12 protein-coding genes are annotated in these 17,008 nt (G+C 59.2%); 1 reads left to right on the top strand and 11 read right to left on the bottom strand.

Annotated elements, in window-relative coordinates; genetic code table 11:
• Positions 1 to 15 precede the first annotated feature (15 nt).
• The 9 genes from AC1MEA_RS01155 to arnB all read right to left on the bottom strand — a co-directional run bounded on the left by AC1MEA_RS01155 (position 16) and on the right by arnB (position 10,564).
• Positions 16 to 1,656, bottom strand: coding sequence for an ArnT family glycosyltransferase (locus AC1MEA_RS01155; RefSeq protein WP_480916397.1), 1,641 nt, complete (start codon positions 1,654 to 1,656; stop codon positions 16 to 18).
• A gap of 110 nt (positions 1,657 to 1,766) precedes the next feature.
• Positions 1,767 to 3,140: a UDP-glucose dehydrogenase family protein gene (locus AC1MEA_RS01150; protein ID WP_480916396.1), complete on the bottom strand. Its 1,374-nt coding sequence runs from the start codon at positions 3,138 to 3,140 to the stop codon at positions 1,767 to 1,769.
• A complete protein-coding gene (arnF, locus tag AC1MEA_RS01145) occupies positions 3,137 to 3,550 on the bottom strand; it encodes a 4-amino-4-deoxy-L-arabinose-phosphoundecaprenol flippase subunit ArnF (protein WP_219061221.1) in 414 nt (137 codons plus the stop codon). Before arnF ends, AC1MEA_RS01150 begins: the two co-directional genes overlap by 4 nt.
• Entirely contained in the window at positions 3,547 to 3,891 is a 345-nt protein-coding gene (arnE, locus tag AC1MEA_RS01140) for a 4-amino-4-deoxy-L-arabinose-phosphoundecaprenol flippase subunit ArnE (protein ID WP_219061222.1), read from the bottom strand. The genes arnF and arnE overlap by 4 nt, the downstream gene beginning before the upstream one ends.
• Entirely contained in the window at positions 3,888 to 5,534 is a 1,647-nt protein-coding gene (gene arnT, locus AC1MEA_RS01135) for a lipid IV(A) 4-amino-4-deoxy-L-arabinosyltransferase (protein WP_480916395.1), read from the bottom strand. The genes arnE and arnT overlap by 4 nt, the downstream gene beginning before the upstream one ends.
• Positions 5,531 to 6,415 (bottom strand): 4-deoxy-4-formamido-L-arabinose-phosphoundecaprenol deformylase, encoded by an 885-nt coding sequence (gene arnD / locus AC1MEA_RS01130; protein WP_480916394.1) that lies wholly within the window; start codon positions 6,413 to 6,415, stop codon positions 5,531 to 5,533. The genes arnT and arnD overlap by 4 nt, the downstream gene beginning before the upstream one ends.
• A complete protein-coding gene (arnA, locus tag AC1MEA_RS01125) occupies positions 6,415 to 8,406 on the bottom strand; it encodes a bifunctional UDP-4-amino-4-deoxy-L-arabinose formyltransferase/UDP-glucuronic acid oxidase ArnA (RefSeq protein ID WP_219061225.1) in 1,992 nt (663 codons plus the stop codon). The genes arnD and arnA overlap by 1 nt, the downstream gene beginning before the upstream one ends.
• On the bottom strand, positions 8,403 to 9,419 hold the full coding sequence (gene arnC / locus AC1MEA_RS01120) for an undecaprenyl-phosphate 4-deoxy-4-formamido-L-arabinose transferase (RefSeq protein WP_480916393.1): 1,017 nt from the start codon (positions 9,417 to 9,419) through the stop codon (positions 8,403 to 8,405). The genes arnA and arnC overlap by 4 nt, the downstream gene beginning before the upstream one ends.
• Positions 9,416 to 10,564, bottom strand: coding sequence for a UDP-4-amino-4-deoxy-L-arabinose aminotransferase (gene arnB / locus AC1MEA_RS01115; RefSeq protein ID WP_449632911.1), 1,149 nt, complete (start codon positions 10,562 to 10,564; stop codon positions 9,416 to 9,418). The genes arnC and arnB overlap by 4 nt, the downstream gene beginning before the upstream one ends.
• A gap of 736 nt (positions 10,565 to 11,300) precedes the next feature.
• Between arnB and AC1MEA_RS01110 the strand changes: the two genes are divergently transcribed.
• Positions 11,301 to 12,947: a Na+/H+ antiporter gene (locus AC1MEA_RS01110; protein WP_480916392.1), complete on the top strand. Its 1,647-nt coding sequence runs from the start codon at positions 11,301 to 11,303 to the stop codon at positions 12,945 to 12,947.
• Between the two features lie 42 nt (positions 12,948 to 12,989).
• On the opposite strand, the gene dapC is transcribed toward AC1MEA_RS01110, so the two are convergent.
• Together dapC and AC1MEA_RS01100 are read right to left on the bottom strand one after the other, a co-directional pair.
• Positions 12,990 to 14,183, bottom strand: a complete 1,194-nt coding sequence (gene dapC / locus AC1MEA_RS01105) for a succinyldiaminopimelate transaminase (RefSeq protein ID WP_480916391.1) — start codon at positions 14,181 to 14,183, stop codon at positions 12,990 to 12,992.
• Positions 14,184 to 14,270: 87 nt separating this feature from the next.
• Positions 14,271 to 16,970, bottom strand: a complete 2,700-nt coding sequence (locus AC1MEA_RS01100; RefSeq protein ID WP_480916390.1) for a [protein-PII] uridylyltransferase — start codon at positions 16,968 to 16,970, stop codon at positions 14,271 to 14,273.
• Positions 16,971 to 17,008: the final 38 nt, after the last annotated feature.

The raw sequence follows: 17,008 nt of genomic DNA, 5'->3' as shown, positions 1-17,008 counted from the left end.
GTTTGATCTAAAGAGTCATGGCGCCTTGATGGGCGCCGGTGGCAGGCGCAGCAGTACGTAGTCATTCTTGTCGAAACGGCCACTGAGCAGTATGGGCAGTGTCGCAAACCGGGTGCCTTGCAGCGCCTGGTAATCGGTCTTGTCCATCACCAGCCAGGCGGGTCCCTGTAGAGCATCCAGGCCCGCTTGCAACTCGGTGAACACCGGTCGAAGGTCTTCCTGGACGTTGACCATGAACTTGATCGCCTTCGCGTCTTTGCCCATGTTGTGCAGCACCACGGGCGCCGGATCACGCTTGATCAGTTCATACGCGGCCTGAGTAAAGCTGCGGGTGTCATACAGGGTGCGTTCCACTGGCTCAACGACCAGTATGTAACTCGACCACACGGCCAGTACTGCGCAGGCCGCCAGGCCGCCCGTTCGCCATTGCGGTTTGAACAGCAGGGCGAGTGCAGCGACCTGCAATACCACCAGTACGCTTAACACCGCCCCGATGGAGATCAACTGCTCGGGGAAACGGTGGCGCGCTACCAGTAAACCCGCGATCAACAGCCCCGGCAGTAACAGCCAGATCCCCTGTGTCAGGCCGCGTAACCAGGCGAACAAACGCCCCTCGAGGACCTGGAACGGGTAGGCCGCGATGATCGCTGCCATGGGTAACATGGGCAGCATGTAGCGTGCTTTTTTAGCCTGCGGTATCGACAGTCCGATCATCACGATCAGCCCGGCGGCTGCGCAGAACTGCACCAGTCGTAGCGCTGGACCCTGGTGTTCCTTGCGTGTCAGCAGCGCTGTTGCCAGCGCCAGAATGGCCAGCGGGTAAGCCAGCGCATAGTTGCCTGTCGAACTGGTGAAGTAGTACAGCGCACTGCTTGATCCTTCACTGCCGTCCATGCGTGAGGTGAACTGCATGCGCACGACTTCGTGCATGAACGTCGGGCCACCGCTGAGATCGGCGAGCAGCAACAACACCCCGATACAGATCGCCAATAACGCCAATGCTTGCAGTCCAAAAATGAACATTCGACGCCACTGGCCATTCAGCACGTAATAGCTGCATAGCATGCCCGTTGGCACCACCAGGCCTATCGGCCCGCGAATGGCGAACCCCAGCACCAGCAACGCGAGGATCCAGCCCATGCGCCGCGGCGCCTCGAAATGGTCTGCGGCGTAACCCAGGTAGAAAATGCTGAAGGCTACTGTCGCGAGCATCTGATCCAGGGATATGGCCCGTGTTTCAGTGATGAACGTCATGCTCAGGGTAAGCAGAGCAATGCTGATCAACGCCCAGAGGCGCGAGTACGGCGCGACCAGACGGTAGACCAGCGAGACCATCACTGCCGAAGCGATGGCGGTAGGCAACCAGGCCGTCAGGCTGATCACTCGGCCAAAAGGTAACGAAAGCAGGTAGATGAAAAATGTTGAAGTTGCAGAATAGTCTGCGTATGGCTCGCCATAGGTTGTAGGGAAAAAACCAGGGCCATTGCGCAACATTTCCTGGGCAAACACCACGAACCGCGAATCGAAACCGATCGCCGCCTGTTGGTAGTTCCCTGCGATGAACAGCAGCAGTGCCAAGGCTCCCAGCACGAGGGATTGCTGGCGCACGGTGGTCAGGGACGCCACCGAGGTTCGGGCTAAGGGAGTGGATGCCAACGTGTTTCTCCAAGAAAAAATAGCCCGACACTGTGAGCCCGCAAACGCGGGCTCACAGTGTCGGGCGGGGATTGATCGGCGCCGGGTAACGTCAGGCGCTGATCGCAGGGTCACCGTGCGGTTTGGGTGTCAGCCGAGAGCTCACCATGGACCGGCAGTTGGATCGAGTCGCCGCGCCCCATAGGGAAGTAACTGAAACCCATGCGGGCCATTCGCTCTATGTCGTAGAGGTTACGTCCGTCGAAGATGACCGGCGCTTTCAGGCGTTGCTGGATCAGGTCAAAGTCGGGTGCCTTGAACTGCTGCCATTCGGTACAGATGATCAAGGCATCGGCACCCCCCAGCACAGACTCGGGTGTGCCCATCAGGCTCAGGTTCGGTTGATTACCGTAAATCCGCTGGGTTTCCTGCATGGCTTCGGGGTCAAAGGCGCGAACCTCGGCGCCAGCAGCCCACAGCGCTTCCATCAATACCCGGCTCGGGGCATCGCGCATGTCATCGGTATTGGGTTTGAACGCCAGGCCCCACAGGGCGAAGGTCTTGCCGCGCAGATCGCCTTTGTAGAAGGCATTCACGCGTTCGAACAGCTTGTGCTTCTGCCGTTGGTTGATGGCTTCCACGGCTTCCAGCAGATCGCTGGAGCAGTGTGCCTGCTGGGCGCTGTGGATCAAAGCGCGCATATCTTTGGGGAAACACGAGCCGCCATAACCCGCGCCCGGGTAGATAAAGTGATAGCCAATGCGTGAATCTGCACCGATCCCCAGGCGCACGGATTCAATGTCGGCCCCCAGGTGCTCGGCCAGTTCGGCGATCTGGTTGATGAAGCTGATCTTGGTTGCCAGCATGCAGTTGGCGGCGTACTTGGTCAGCTCGGCGCTGCGCAGGTCCATGAAAATAATGCGGTCGTGATTGCGGTTGAACGGCGCATAGAGATCACGCATCACCTCACGCACTTCCTCTCGCTCGCAACCGACCACAATGCGATCCGGACGGCGGCAGTCGGTAACGGCCGAACCCTCTTTGAGAAACTCGGGATTGGAGACGATATCGAACTGCAGGGGGCGGCCTGCCAGCGCTTTTTCGGTATGAAGGCGCAGGGCATCGCCGGTGCCCACGGGTACAGTGGATTTCTCGACGAGGATCAGCGGTTGCACCCGATGGCGCGCGACGGCTTCACCGACCGCGAAAACAGCGCCGAGATCGGCCGAGCCGTCATCGCTGGAAGGTGTGCCGACAGCGATGAATAACACCTCGCCGTGTTCGACGGCCAGCTTCTCATCGCTGGTGAAGTGCAGCCGTTTGCTTTCCAGGTTTTCCCGCACAAGGGCGGCGAGGCCAGGTTCGAAGATGCTGACATGACCCTGCTGAAGGAGCTTTACCTTGTCTTCATCAATGTCCATGCAAATGACATCGTGGCCCACTTCAGCCAGAACCGTTGCTTGTACCAGGCCAACATAACCACTACCAAATACGCTGATTTTCATGCGGAATTCCTAGGCGATGCTACCGAATTGCGTTGAGAGTTGATCGTGATGACGCCCAGGATGATCAGGGCTACACCGAGAGTTTTGAGGGCACTGAAATGCTCGTTGAAGAACGGCAGGCTGGCGGCCAACACATAGACCAGTGCGTAGCTGATGCTGAGCAATGAATAGGCACGGCTCAATGGCAAGTCGCGCAAGGCGCCCAGCCAGCACAGCATGGAAAGGGCGTAGGCAAGTATGGAGGCCGCCACAACGGCTACCGCCGCTGGCGCAAGGGTGCCGTCGCTCACTGCATCGATCCACTGAGCAGGGGATGGCAGGCGCGTCATGCTCCAGCGCATGCCCAGTTGAGCACTGCTGACCAACAGCACACTGCCGACGGCCAGCGCGAGACCTCGACGTCGGCTCATGCCTGGCGCCCCAGAAGAACCACCCCGGTAATGATCAGTGCGACGCCCAGCCAATGGCGTTTATCAATCGACTCGTGGAACAGGTAGTGCGCGACCAGTGTGATCAGCACGAAGTTCAAGCTCAGCATCGGGTAGGCGATACCCACTTCCAGCCGTTGCAGCACCAGTAACCACAGCAGCAAGCCCAGGCCGAGACTGATCAGCGCGAGCCATAACCACGCAGAGCGCAGGGCGAGAGCAATACTGGGGTTTCGCCCTCGCCAACCTTCCACGGCAAACTTCTGGGCAATCTGACCCAGGCAGCTCAATACGCAGGCGGCGAGCAAGAGGAACAGGGTCATGGCTGAGCCTGCGCAAAGATAAGAATCACGAGATTCCCTTCTTCATAACGCTTGCCATCCTGGGGCAGCAGCGCGATCTCGTGTAATTCGTCTTCGCTTTTCACCCGCATCACGACCCCTACCGAGCCTTCGCGTCGAGCCTGAGTCATCCATTGCTGGATATCTTCAAGGCCGACTTCGCGGGCCGCAGCCTCGGGGTATGACAGGCCGTATTTAAGCTCGCCGATCGTGTTGTACAGCGCCACTTCAGGTCGCTGCACACGCCACGCCAATGCAGAGGCCGCGCCCAGGTCGTTGCTGAGCAGATGGCGAGTCTGGGCCAACTCCTGCGTATGACGGGCAATGAACATGTCGGGCGTTTTATTGAACACCATGCTGTTGGGCAGGGCTGCCGGCAGTAGAGCGACTAGCAGCCACATGCCGAGCGCGGGCATGGCCCACCACACCAGCGGCTTGAGCGCTTGCAAGGCGTTAGTGATGATCCAGCCTATCAGCACGATGATCGCGAGCAGCAGGTGCAGCGGTTCGTTTTCATACACGGGTTGTTTGAGCTGCACGTACACCAAGGCAAGCAGGACAATCACCCCGAGCGCCATATTGAGCAGCCCGTTGCTACGGATCAGTCGGCCTTTGGCGTTCTCCAGGCGGTCCATCAGCGCGTGCCCCATGAGCAGGGCCAGAGGCAATAGACACGGCATGATATAGGTAGGGAGTTTGCCTTTGCTGATGCTTAAAAAGGCCAGCGGCAGTATCAGCCAGAGCAGTAAAAACCCGGTTTTCGCCTGACCTTTGCTCAGCCACGCCTGCTTGAAGGTCGTCGGCAGAAGCAGTGCCCACGGCAGGCTGGAAACGACCAGCATCGGCAGGTAGAACCACCACGGCCGGTCGTGCTGCGCATCCTCTCCAGCAAAGCGCTGAATGTGCTCGTGCCAGAAGAAAAAGCTCCAGAAGTCAGGCTCTCGGGCGTGCACGGCGGCGACCCAAGGCAGACACACTGCAATCGCTACCACGACGGCCAGTGGCCCGTATTTCAGCAGCTCACGCAGGCGTTTTTGCCAGACCATATAAGGCAGGGCGATCAGGGCGGGCAGCAGCCAGGCGAGAAAGCCTTTGGTCATGAAACCCATGCCGCAGGCGAAACCCAGCAAGACCCAGCTGAGCAGTCGCTCCCGGCCCGTACTGTGAATGGCGAACCACAGCGATACCAGGCTCAGGTTGACCCATAAGGTGAATTGCGGATCGAGGTTGGCGTAGCCAGCTTGCCCGGCGACCAAACCGAAGCTCATGTAGAACAGGGCGCAGGCAAAGCTTTTGCGCGGATCATTCCACAAGCGCCGTGCAATCAGGTACGTCAGCACAACGCTGAGCCCAGTGCTCAGTACCGAGGCAATCCGTACGCCGAACAGGTTTTCACCGAACACGGCCTGGCCGATTGCAATCAACCAGTAACCGGCGGCGGGCTTTTCAAAGTAGCGTAAACCCATGAAGTGCGGAGAGGCCCAATTGCCGCTGAGAAGCATCTCCTGACTGATTTGCGCGTAACGGGTTTCGTCTGGAATCCACAGGCCGTGAGAACCCAGCGGCAGCAGAAACGCCAGGCAAAAGGCAACCAGCAGGAGGGGGATCGCCCAACGGCGGGTCATGCCTGTTGTACTCCCAGCCAGCCCTCGCGGCCACTCAGTACGCCACGTACCAATTGCCCTGCAGGCAGGCTACTGGCCTGGGCTGGCAGCAAGTTACCAAGAGGCTGGAAGACAATGTTTCGCAAGCTCGCCTGAGCCAGCAATTGACGGAAGTCGTTAGCCATCAGAATCCCTTCTACCTCTGCATGAACGGTATAGACATTCAGTCCGGTCGGGCTGAAGCGGTCGAGAATGAATGCGTTGAAATCGCTGGCACTCAGATCAGGGCCAACGACCTCGTCAAACGTGGGTAAATCCACAGGGATTTGCGGCGTGCCCAGACTGCCGTCGGCCAACCTCGGCCTGAACAGACTGTGCCCGCGACAATCACTGTTGTAGCGAAAGCCGAATGATTCCTTGGCCTGGACTATGCGCTCATCAGCGCGCCAGCCGGCGGCTGCAGAGCAGTCGACGGCGTGCCCGGTGATGTCGCTGAGGCAGTCCACTCCCCGACGAATCTGCTCGATCAACTCAGCGTCGCTCCAGCGCCCGGCATTGGCTTGCCAGCCATGGTGATCCCAGGCGTGGAGGCCGACTTCATGACCGGCCTCCAGGGTTTGACGCATCAAGTGGCCAAGGTCACGCCCGATGGGTTTGCCCGGCCATGCGGTGCCGGCCACGAGAATGTCCCAGCCATACAGACTGGCTGCCCGTGAACGCAGCATTTTCCAGAGAAACTGAGGGCGGAAGAGACGCCATAAATGGCGCCCCATGTTGTCCGGACCAACACTGAAAAAAAAGGTCGCTTTTACCTGTGCCTCGTCGAGCATTTCCAGCAACCGGGGCACCCCCTCACGGGTGCCTCGATAGGTGTCCACATCGATGCGGAGTCCTGCCTGCATCAGCGTTTGTCCGCGATTTCGAGCATTGCTTCACGCAGGAAGAAGTCCAGGGTTTTGCCAATGGTTTCGCTCAGTTCGATGGTCGGGGCCCAGTCGATCAAGCGGCGAGCGTTGTCGATGCTTGGCTTGCGGTGGGTCACGTCCTGGTAGCCAGTGCCATAGAACGACTGGCTCTCGACGTCACGGAAACCGGCGAAAGGAGGGAAGTTCGAACGCAGTGGGTGAGCTTCGAACTGACGCAGCAGTTCTTCGCCCAACTGACGGATGCTGGCTTCGTTGTCCGGGTTGCCGATGTTGATGATCTGGCCGTTGCACTTGTCATCACGGTTTTCGATGATGCGTGCCAAGGCTTCGATGCCATCAGCCACGTCGGTGAAGCAGCGTTTTTGCGCGCCGCCATCGACCAGACGAATCGGGGTGCCTTCCACCAGGTGCAGGATCAGTTGAGTGATTGCACGCGAGCTGCCGATCCGCGCCGAGTCCAGACGGTCCAGGCGTGGGCCCATCCAGTTGAATGGACGGAACAGGGTGAAGCGCAGGCCTTTCTGGCCATAAGCCCAGATCACCCGGTCGAGCAATTGCTTGGAAACCGAGTAAATCCAGCGTTGCTTGTTGATCGGGCCCACGATGAGGTTAGACGTGTCTTCGTCGAAATTCGGGTCGGTACACATCCCGTACACTTCGGAGGTCGACGGGAAGATCACGCGCTTGTCGTATTTCACGCAGTAGCGAACGGTCTTCAGGTTTTCTTCGAAGTCGAGTTCGAAGACGCGCAGTGGGTTGCGGGTGTATTCGATCGGCGTTGCGATGGCCACCAGCGGCAGCACGACATCACATTTTTTGATGTGATATTCGATCCACTCGGAGTGAATGCTGATGTCGCCTTCGACGAAGTGGAAGTTCGGGTGGCTGCGCAGTCGGTCGATGGCGTCGGAACCAATGTCCATGCCATAGATTTCGTAGCGATCGTCTTGCAGCAGGCGCTCGGAAAGGTGGTTACCGATAAAGCCGTTGACGCCAAGAATCAGAACGCGGGTGCGCCGCACGGCACGTGACGACTCGCTGCCGACCATGCGCGAGCCTTCGACCAGACCCAGTTCGCGGGCCAGTTGTGGGCCGCTGAGGTAGAGCCCGGCATCGCCACGCTGACCGGCGGTGATCACCAGGGAGTCTTCGCCACAGGAGATGCGCAGAGGGTCGGAGCTGATCACCCGGCCTGGGGCTATCCCTTCATTGCCGGCAACGACGTCGGCGCTCCAGACGATAAGCTTGTGCTCGCCAACCGGGCAGAACGCGCCAGGGTAGGGTTGAGTCACGGCGCGAACCAGATTGAACAACTGTTCGGCAGGGCGCTTCCAGTCCAGCAGGCCGTCGGCCGGGGTGCGGCGTCCGAAGTAAGAAGCCTGCGTGTCGTCTTGAGGGGTTTCGGTCAACTTGCCCTGGGCAAGCAACGGCAGCGCTTCGCGCAACAGGTTGGCAGCCGACTCGCGCAACTTGCCGTGCAGGGTCAGCGCGGTGTCGGAACGTTCGATGGCAACACGCTGTTGAGCCAGGATAGCGCCAGCATCAGCGCGCTTGACCATGCGGTGCAGGGTCACGCCGGTTTCAGTTTCGCCGTTCACCAGCACCCAGTTGGCTGGGGCGCGGCCGCGATAATGCGGGAGCAGGGAGCCGTGCAGGTTGAAAGCGCCTTTGCTTGCGCAGGCCAACAGTTGCTCACCCAGCAGATGGCGGTAGTAGAACGAGAACAGGTAGTCAACGTTGAGCTTGCTGATCCGTTCAATCCACAGGGGGTGGTTGGCGTCTTCCGGCGCGTGCACTGGAATACCTTTGCGTGCACACAATTGCGCGACCGAACCGTAGAAGGTGTTTTCCTTCGGGTCGTCGGCATGGGTAAACACGGCGGCGATTTCATAACCAGCGTTCAGAAGGGCTTCGATGCCAGCACAGCCAATATCGTGGTAGGCAAAGACGACAGCTTTAGGATTCATAACGTGACCTGATTGGAAGATGAAGACATGTTTGAGTCGTTAACGTTTACAGGGGCCGGAGCGGGCGGGCTGCGCAGCACTTTTTCGATGAAAAAGCGTGGGCGGGCCCTGACATCGCTGTACATCCGACCCAGGTATTCGCCCAATAGACCCATTCCTATGAACTGTCCGCCGGTGAACACGAACAGCACAGCAAACAAAACGAAGGTGCCGTGACCGGCCCAGGGTGCGCCGAATATCAGGCGCAGGCCGATCAGCAAAACGGCGAACAACACGCCCAGGAACGCCATGCTGAAACCGATGATGCTCAGCAAGCGCAAGGGGGTTGTGGTCATGCACGTGATCAAATCGAACATCAGGTTGATCAGGCGCATCGGGCTATATTTGGATTCGCCATGCTCGCGCTCGGCGTGCTGAACCAGCACTTCAGTGGTGTGGCGCGCGAAGCTGTTGGCCAAAATCGGAATGAACGTACTGCGTTCGCGGCAGGCCAGCATGGCGTCGACGATGGTGCGTCGGTAAGCCCTTAGCATGCAGCCATAGTCGCTCATGGCCACGCCGGTGGAGCGCTGTACGGCAAGGTTGATCAAGCGCGACGGCCAACGGCGCCAGGCTGAATCCTGACGGTTGCTGCGCACGGTGCCCACCACGTCATAGCCGAGCTCGGCCTGGGCAACCAGGCGCGGAATTTCTTCCGGCGGGTTTTGCAGGTCGGCGTCCAGCGTGATGATCACATCGCCTTTGCATTGCTCGAAGCCCGCCATGATTGCAGCGTGCTGGCCATAGTTACGATTGAGGATCACCGCGACGATGGAGCTGCCTTCACGCTCTGAGGCGTCCTGGAGGATTTGCGCAGAGTTGTCGCGGCTGCCGTCGTCGACTAAAACGATTTCAAATTCATGGTGCAACTGTGCGCAGGCAGCTTCGGTCCGGCGCAGTAGCTCCGGCAGGCTCTGCTCTTCGTTATAGACCGGGATGACGATCGAAACGCACTGAATCGGATAAGGTTTCACAGGCTTCGTTCCAGAGTGGTTTCAATAGCGCAAGCGACGCGCTCGACGTCGTCGAGGGTCATGTCGGGAAACAGCGGGATCGAGCACAGGCGCGCCGAGTTCCATTCGGTGTTGGGCAAATGGATCGACGGAAAGCGCTTGCGGTAATAGGTGTGCAGGTGAGTGGCGATAAAGTGAATACCGGTGCCGATGTTCTGCTCCTGCAAGCCCTTCATGAATGCTTCTCGGTCCACGCCACAGCGCTCGGCATCGATGCGCAGGATGAACAGGTGCCAGGCATGCTGCTGGGGATAATCTGGTTGGTGTAGCGGCTGAACTGGCAACCCTTTCAGGCGCTTGAGGTAGGCCTGCGCCAGGACCTCGCGCTTGGCATTGATCTCGTCGAGGCGTTTGAGCTGAACCAGGGCGATGGCGGCGTTCATGTCGGCCAGGTTGTACTTGAAGCCCGGCTCAATGACCATTGCCTGCGGTTTGCGGCCATGGGTCATACGGTCGTAGGCGTCCACGCCAAGTCCGTGGAACTTGAGCATGCGTACCCGGTTGGCGAGGTTCTCGTCATCACTGACGAACATCGCCCCTTCGGCGCATGTCATGTTTTTGATCGCGTGGAACGAAAAAATCGCGGTGCCTTGCGCGCCGACCTGGCGGCCACGGTAAAGCGTGCCAGCCGCGTGAGCAGCATCTTCGATTACCGGGATGCCGTGACGCTCAGCCAGCGCGTAGAGGGGGTCCAGATCAAAGGCGGCCCCGGCGTAGTGCACCGGAATGATCGCTTTGGTTCGCGGGGTGATCGCGGCTTCAATGGCGGCAAGGTCGCTCATCAGGGTGTCGCGGTCCACGTCCACGAATACCGGGGTCGCGCCGAGCAAACAGATCATGTTGGCGGTGGATACCCAAGTCTGCGACGGAGTAATGACTTCGTCGCCCGGACCAATGCCCAGCGCAAGTAACGTCACGTGCATGGCGCCCGTGGCGGAAGACAGCGCAACAGCGTGACGAGCGCCCACGTGCTCGGCAAACTTTTGCTCGAGCTCCTGGTTTTTCGGGCCAGTGGTAATCCAGCCGGAGCGTAAGACCTGCTCGACGGCGGCAATTTCCTCGTCACCGATACTTGGGCGGGAAAAGGGCAGGAAACTTTGATTCATAGGATCCTCTAGCGCAGGAAAGCATTGCGGCTTGAGACACGGGCCGTCTGCAATATCCACAGATACTGTTTACTTTGAAAATACGGGGGCCGCGCTGACAGGGTCGGTAACGGCGCCGCGACATAATGTTCGCGTAAAGCATAGTTCAGGAATAGTGAAAATTACGTTGATCTTCAGCGTGATGGCGCGAACTCTTTTACATGAGCGTTTTGCGGGGCTGCGAGCGCAGGGCGATCCGCACGAGACGCTTTAATGGGAAAAGGTGCAACAGCAGCGCGCGCGTTAAGCTAGTTCAGTAGAATACCGAGTCCGCGTGCAGAGTGTACTGTCAGACCTTGCCCACAATAGCGGACCGAACCTGAACAAATACTGTCCACCCGACGGCAAATATTTTTGCATCGTGCCCTGTGATGTGTTCAATACAGCCGGCGTGCCTGAGGTCGTTCATTACGCGGGCAAAAAAGCTTTTCTGGCGTTACTTGTTTACGATCCTGTGCAAATCAGTTAATAAGCCTGCTCCATAGATAGCGAATGAATAATCGTTCTCGTTACGTCGCCAGGGTCGGCAAATGCGAAGTAGAGTTATTACCCTACGCTTGCAATCAAGAACATTGAGTTGGCCGCGCTTGAAGTGCCGCGGCGTGCAAGGGTATAGCGTTAATATGTCAGTTTGAAGGTGTGCGATTGCCTGAGTGCATGCATTTGACTGTTAGTGGACGACGAGGAAGACCGTTTTATGCAAACAGCCTATACCGTCCTCATTTTGTTGATGCTGGTCGGTGTGTCGCGGTTAGTGGCCCGGTTGATTCCGTTGCCGTTGCCGCTGTTACAGATCGCTGCCGGGGCGTTGCTGGCTTGGCCGACGCTGGGTTTGCATGTTGCGCTCGACCCTGAGCTGTTTTTGTTCTTGTTTCTGCCGCCGCTGCTGTTCTCGGACGGTTGGCGCATGCCCAAGCGTGAGTTATGGCGTTTTCGCGGGCCGATTCTTACCTTGGCGGTGGGGCTGGTGTTGTTCACGGTGGTGGGCGCCGGTTTCTTTATCCATTGGCTGATACCGACCATCCCTTTGCCGGTGGCCTTCGCCCTGGCGGCCGTGCTGTCGCCGACCGATGCCGTGGCGGTGTCGGCGATTGCCCAGGATCGGCTGCCCGCGCCGATTATGCATATGCTTCAGGGCGAGGCCTTGATGAACGATGCCTCCGGCCTGGTGACCTTCAAGTTTGCCTTGGCGGCGGCGGTGACGGGGGTGTTCTCACTGGCCAATGCCAGCCTGACATTTGTCCTGGTCGCCTGCGGCGGCTTGGCCATCGGTGTAGCGCTGAGCTGGCTGGTGGGGCGTTTGCGTGGCTGGATGATTGCCCGGGGCTGGGATGACCCCGCGACCCATGTCGTGTTCATGTTGCTCCTGCCCTTCGCTGCTTATGTACTGGCTGAACGCTTGGGCGCTTCAGGGATCCTGTCGGCCGTGGCCGCCGGGATGATGCAGAGCTGGCTCGATCTGTTGCCGCGTCAGACCAGTACGCGCCTGCTCAATCGTAGCGTCTGGGCGCTGTTGGAATTTGCCTTCAATGGCTTGATCTTCCTGCTGCTGGGCCTGCAGTTTCCGGACATCATCAAGGCCGTCGCCAGCCATGAAGTGTCGCTCTGGCCAACCCTGTTGTGGCGTTGCCTGGATGTGTTGGCGATTTTCATGGTGTTGTTGGCGTTACGTTATGTGTGGGTGCAGAGCATTTGGCGGCTGATGGTCGGCTTGCGGCGCTGGGGGGATCGTGGCGAGTCATCGCTTGAGCTGACGGCGCGCTCTGCCTGGCTGCTGACCGTGGGTGGGGTGCGAGGGGCGGTGACGCTGGCGGGTGTGATGTCCGTGCCGCTGTTGATCGGCGCAGGGGTAGACTTTCCTGAGCGTGACCTGCTGATCTTTATCGCCGCTGGCGTCATTCTGCTGTCATTGATTGCGGCCTGCATCGCCTTGCCATTGTTGCTGCGCGGCGTGGCTAAAAGCCCGGACCACGCGATGAAACGCGAAGTTCGAGACGCCTGGAAGCGTACCGCTGAAGCGGCGATTCACGCACTGGAAGCTGAAGAGCTGGCCGACACGAGCGTCACCCCCGACGCTGCGCAAGCCGCCTTGGCGATGGAAGTCAAAGCGCGGATCATGTCCGAATACCGCCATCACCTCGAGGTGTTCAATGACACCTCCGAAGCGCAGGCGCTGGCCTGGCAAATGGATCAACTGGAGCGACGCCTGCGCCTGCACGCGTTGCGCGCGCAGCGCCTGGAACTCTATAGCCTGCGCCGTCATCACCGGATCGGCGACGACGCGCTGCGTCAGATATTGGGTGAACTGGACCTGAGTGAGGCGAACCTGGGTCCGGAGAAGTAGGGGCGCGCCTGCTATGTCGCCATAGCAGGCAAGTGGCTTCACTCAGCGGGTGATGAAATCCCGAATACGCGTGGCCGCTTCGACACATTCGGCCAGAGGTGCAACCAGCGCCATGCGTACACGTCCGGCGCCGGGGTTGAAACCGTCGACTTCGCGGGACAGGTAGGAGCCCGGCACTACGGTGACATGCTCGGCGACATACAGGTCGCGGCAGAATTCAGTGTCATCGGTCCCGACACTCGGCCACAGATAAAAACCACCGTCGGGGCGCTGTACGTCGAGCACCGGGGCGAGGATCTCCAGCACAGCGTCGAACTTCTCCCGATACAGCGTACGGTTGGCGCGTACGTGCTCTTCGTCATTCCATGCGGCGATACTCGCCAGTTGGGTTTGAACCGGCATGGCGCAACCGTGATAGGTGCGATAGAGCAAAAAAGCCTTAAGGATGTCGGCATCGCCGGCCACGAAACCTGAGCGCAAACCAGGCAGGTTCGAGCGCTTGGACAGGCTGTGGAATACCACGCAGCGTTTGAAGTCTTTGCGGCCCAAGGCCACACATGCACTCAGCAAACCTGGCGGCGGAGTCTGTTCGTCGAAGTACAGCTCGCTGTAGCACTCGTCGGCGGCGATCACAAAATCATATTCGTCAGCCAGGGCGATCAGCTTTTTCAAGGTTTCCAGCGGCACCAGCGCGCCAGTCGGGTTGCCGGGCGAACACAGGAACAGGATCTGGCTGCGCTTCCAGACGTCTGCGGACACCGCATCGAAATCCGGGTTAAAACCATTTTCCGCCAGGCAGGGCAGGTAATGCGGCTGTGCGCCAGCCAGCAAGGCTGCGCCTTCATAGATTTGATAGAACGGGTTAGGGCTGACCACCAGTGCGTCGTCGCTGCGGTTGACCACGGTCTGGGTGAAAGCGAACAAGGCTTCGCGAGTACCGTTGACCGGCAGCACGTGACGCGCCGGGTCGAGCCAGCCGGTGGGTACGTCGAAACGGCGCTCGCACCAGGCGGTGATGGCTTCGCGCAGCGCCGGGATGCCGAGCGTGGTCGGGTAGACCGCCATCTGATCGAGATTGGCGGCCAGCGTTTCAGCGACGAACGCTGGCGAGCGGTGTTTCGGCTCGCCGATGGACAGCGCGACTGGGCGTTTGTCGGCATTGGGCGTCACGCTGCCAAGTAAGGCGCGGAGCTTTTCGAAAGGGTAGGGCTGGAGCTGCTGCAAGGCGTTATTCATGGGGTGTGGGTCTCAGTGAACGTGGCGCCCGGGAGTGGCCGGGCGCCGTTGAGTCGAAACGTAAAGGTGGGCATGCAATGGCGTCATTCAGATACTGAGGCGCATCTCTGCGTGGGGCTCATGATTGACGCTCAATTGCTCGACGATGGCGTCCTGAAGTCGGCTGCACAGTTGCGGATCGGACAGCGGCTGATTGTTCGCGTCAGTGATGAAGAAAACGTCTTCCACCCGCTCGCCGAGCGTGGCGATTTTCGCGTTTTGCAGTGACAGGTCGAACTCCAGGAAAATCTTGCCAATCCGCGCCAGCAACCCAGGTCGATCAGGTGCGCTCAGCTCCAGGATCGTGACCGGGCGTTGTGCGTCGGTGTGGATCGTGACTTGTGGCGCGAAGGCAAAATGCTTGAGCTGGCGGGGCACACGGCGCTGGATGATGGTCGGGTAGTCATCCGGGTTGCGCAGGGCCTCGGTCAGCCCTTCACGGATTTGCTTGATCCGCACAGGGTTGTCGCCAATTGAACCGCCATCGTTGTCGAGCACGATGTAGGTGTCGAGGGTGAACTGGCTGCTGGAGGTGATGACGCGGGCGTCATGAATGTTCAGGTTGAGCTGATCCATGGCGGCCACGGTCACGGCAAAGAAGTCATGCTGGTCGGGAGCGTAGATGAAGATTTGAGTGCCGCCCTCGAACTCACGTTGGGTGGTTTCCTTGATCAGCACCAACGGGCCGCCGTCGGCAGGCTGCTGCAGAATCGCATCGCTGTGCCAGGCCACATCGCCAGCGGTGTGACGCAGGAAATAATCATCCCCAAGCTGAGCCCAGAGCTGCTCGACGTCATCCGGGTCGGTGCCGCTGCGAACGAGAATGTCCAGCGCAGCACTTTGCGTACGTCGAATCTGCTCTTCACGGTCGACCGGGTTCTCCAGGCCGCGGCGCAGGGCGCGTTTGGTCTCGGTGTACAGCTGGCGCAACAGGCTGGCGCGCCACGAGTTCCATAGCGTTGGATTGGTTGCGTTGATATCGGCCACGGTCAGGACGTAGAGGTAATCCAGATGGGTTTCATCGCCAACGAACTGGGCGAAATCATGGATGACCTGCGGGTCGGACAAGTCCTTGCGCTGGGCGGTGGTCGACATCACCAAGTGGTTCTGCACCAGCCACACGATCAGTCGGGTATCCCACACAGGCAGTTGATGGCGTTGGCAAAAAACTTCGGCGTCGATAGCGCCCAGTTCGGAGTGGTCGCCTCCGCGGCCTTTGCCGATGTCGTGATACAGGCCTGCCAGGTAGATCAGTTCGGGCTTGGGCAGCTTGATCATAATCTTGCTGGCCAGCGGAAACTTGTCTGTGGTTTGAGTGTATTGCAGCTTACGCAGGTGCTTGATCAGGTTCAGGGTGTGCGCATCGACGGTATAGATATGGAACAGGTCGTGCTGCATCTGGCCGATGATATGGCCGAATTCCGGCAGGTACAGGCCCAGAATCCCGTAACGGTTCATTCGGCGCAGGTTGCGATGGATGCCGAATTCGCACTTGAACAGCTCGATAAACAGGCTGGTGTTGCGAATGTCGTTACGGAACTCGTCGTTGATCAGGTGCCGATGTTCGCGCAGCAAGCGAATGGTGTCGGCGCGAACGCCCTTGATTTCCGGGTGCTGAGCCATCAACACGAACACTTCCAGTATCGCGAAGGGTGTGCGCTTGAAAACGTTGGGGTGGGTGGCTTCGATATAGCCATCATGCAGCTGGAAGCGTGAATTGATCGGCTGAGTCGTGCCGCTCCCTTCCTCTGAAAGAATCACTTCTTCAAAGTGCTGCATGATCAGGTCGCTGAGTTCGGCGATGCTCATGACCACGCGGTAATACTTTTGCATGAAGCGTTCGATGGCCAGCTTCGCATCGCCGTCTTCGTAGCCGAGCAGGCGGGCGATGCTGCTTTGATGGTCGAACAGCAGGCGGTCTTCCGATCGGCCTGCAAGCATGTGCAAGGCGTAACGCACTTTCCACAAGAACTCTTGGGACGAGGCGAGCAGAGCGTTTTCGCTTTCCAGCAGAAAACCTTCGCCCGCCAGTGCGTGCAGATTCAAGGTGCCGTACTGGCGACGGGCGACCCAGAGAATGGTCTGGATATCGCGCAAGCCGCCGGGGGAGCCTTTGACGTTGGGTTCCAGGTTGTATTCGGTGTCGTTGTACTTGTGATGGCGGGCTTTCTGCTCCGCACGCTTGGCCAGGAAAAACTCTTTACTCGGCCACATCCTGGCGGGGCTGGTGACATCGAGCATGCGCTGGCGCAGACGTTCGGGGCCGGCAATGGTGCGACTTTCCATCAGGTTGGTGATGATTGTCAGGTCGGCGACGGCTTCCTGTGCGCATTCATCGACCGAGCGCACACTCTGGCCGACTTCCAGGCCGATATCCCACAGCAGCGTCAAAAAGCGCTCGATAGGCTCGCGAAAGACTTCGTGGTCGGCGCTGTCCAGGAGGATCAGCAGGTCAATGTCCGAATAAGGATGCAGCTCGCCGCGACCATAGCCGCCAACTGCCAACAGGGCGATATCCGCCTCGTCGCTCCAGTCGAACTGTTCCCACGCCTGCTGCAGGATGTGATCGACAAACCAGGCACGATCTTCGATCAGGCGCCGGATATCGCGCCCCGAGCGGAAACGTCCGTCGAGCACTTCGCGGGCCTGACGAATGGCTTTCTTGAAAGCGGCAATGGGGCTCGCTTTCAAGGCCAGTTCGGCCTGGAACTGGCCGCGGTCGAATAATTCTGGATCCACCTGCGGCATTGAACGGCTTTCCTTCTATCTATCAGGCCTGACTTGAG

The sequence above is a fragment of the Pseudomonas sp. ASL8 genome (assembly GCF_056680355.1).
Note: the sequence above shows the minus strand (reverse complement) of the source record. Positions and strands in the feature narration are given on the sequence as shown.

What these genes read in the sequence shown, in the direction of transcription:
- AC1MEA_RS01150 (WP_480916396.1), bottom strand. Translation starts at nt 3,140, where the DNA reads ATGAAAATCAGCGTATTTGGTAGTGGTTATGTTGGCCTGGTACAAGCA.
- arnF (WP_219061221.1), bottom strand. Translation starts at nt 3,550, where the DNA reads ATGAGCCGACGTCGAGGTCTCGCGCTGGCCGTCGGCAGTGTGCTGTTG.
- arnE (WP_219061222.1), bottom strand. Translation starts at nt 3,891, where the DNA reads ATGACCCTGTTCCTCTTGCTCGCCGCCTGCGTATTGAGCTGCCTGGGT.
- arnT (WP_480916395.1), bottom strand. Translation starts at nt 5,534, where the DNA reads ATGACCCGCCGTTGGGCGATCCCCCTCCTGCTGGTTGCCTTTTGCCTG.
- arnD (WP_480916394.1), bottom strand. Translation starts at nt 6,415, where the DNA reads ATGCAGGCAGGACTCCGCATCGATGTGGACACCTATCGAGGCACCCGT.
- arnA (WP_219061225.1), bottom strand. Translation starts at nt 8,406, where the DNA reads ATGAATCCTAAAGCTGTCGTCTTTGCCTACCACGATATTGGCTGTGCT.
- arnB (WP_449632911.1), bottom strand. Translation starts at nt 10,564, where the DNA reads ATGAATCAAAGTTTCCTGCCCTTTTCCCGCCCAAGTATCGGTGACGAG.
- AC1MEA_RS01110 (WP_480916392.1), top strand. Translation starts at nt 11,301, where the DNA reads ATGCAAACAGCCTATACCGTCCTCATTTTGTTGATGCTGGTCGGTGTG.
- dapC (WP_480916391.1), bottom strand. Translation starts at nt 14,183, where the DNA reads ATGAATAACGCCTTGCAGCAGCTCCAGCCCTACCCTTTCGAAAAGCTC.
- AC1MEA_RS01100 (WP_480916390.1), bottom strand. Translation starts at nt 16,970, where the DNA reads ATGCCGCAGGTGGATCCAGAATTATTCGACCGCGGCCAGTTCCAGGCC.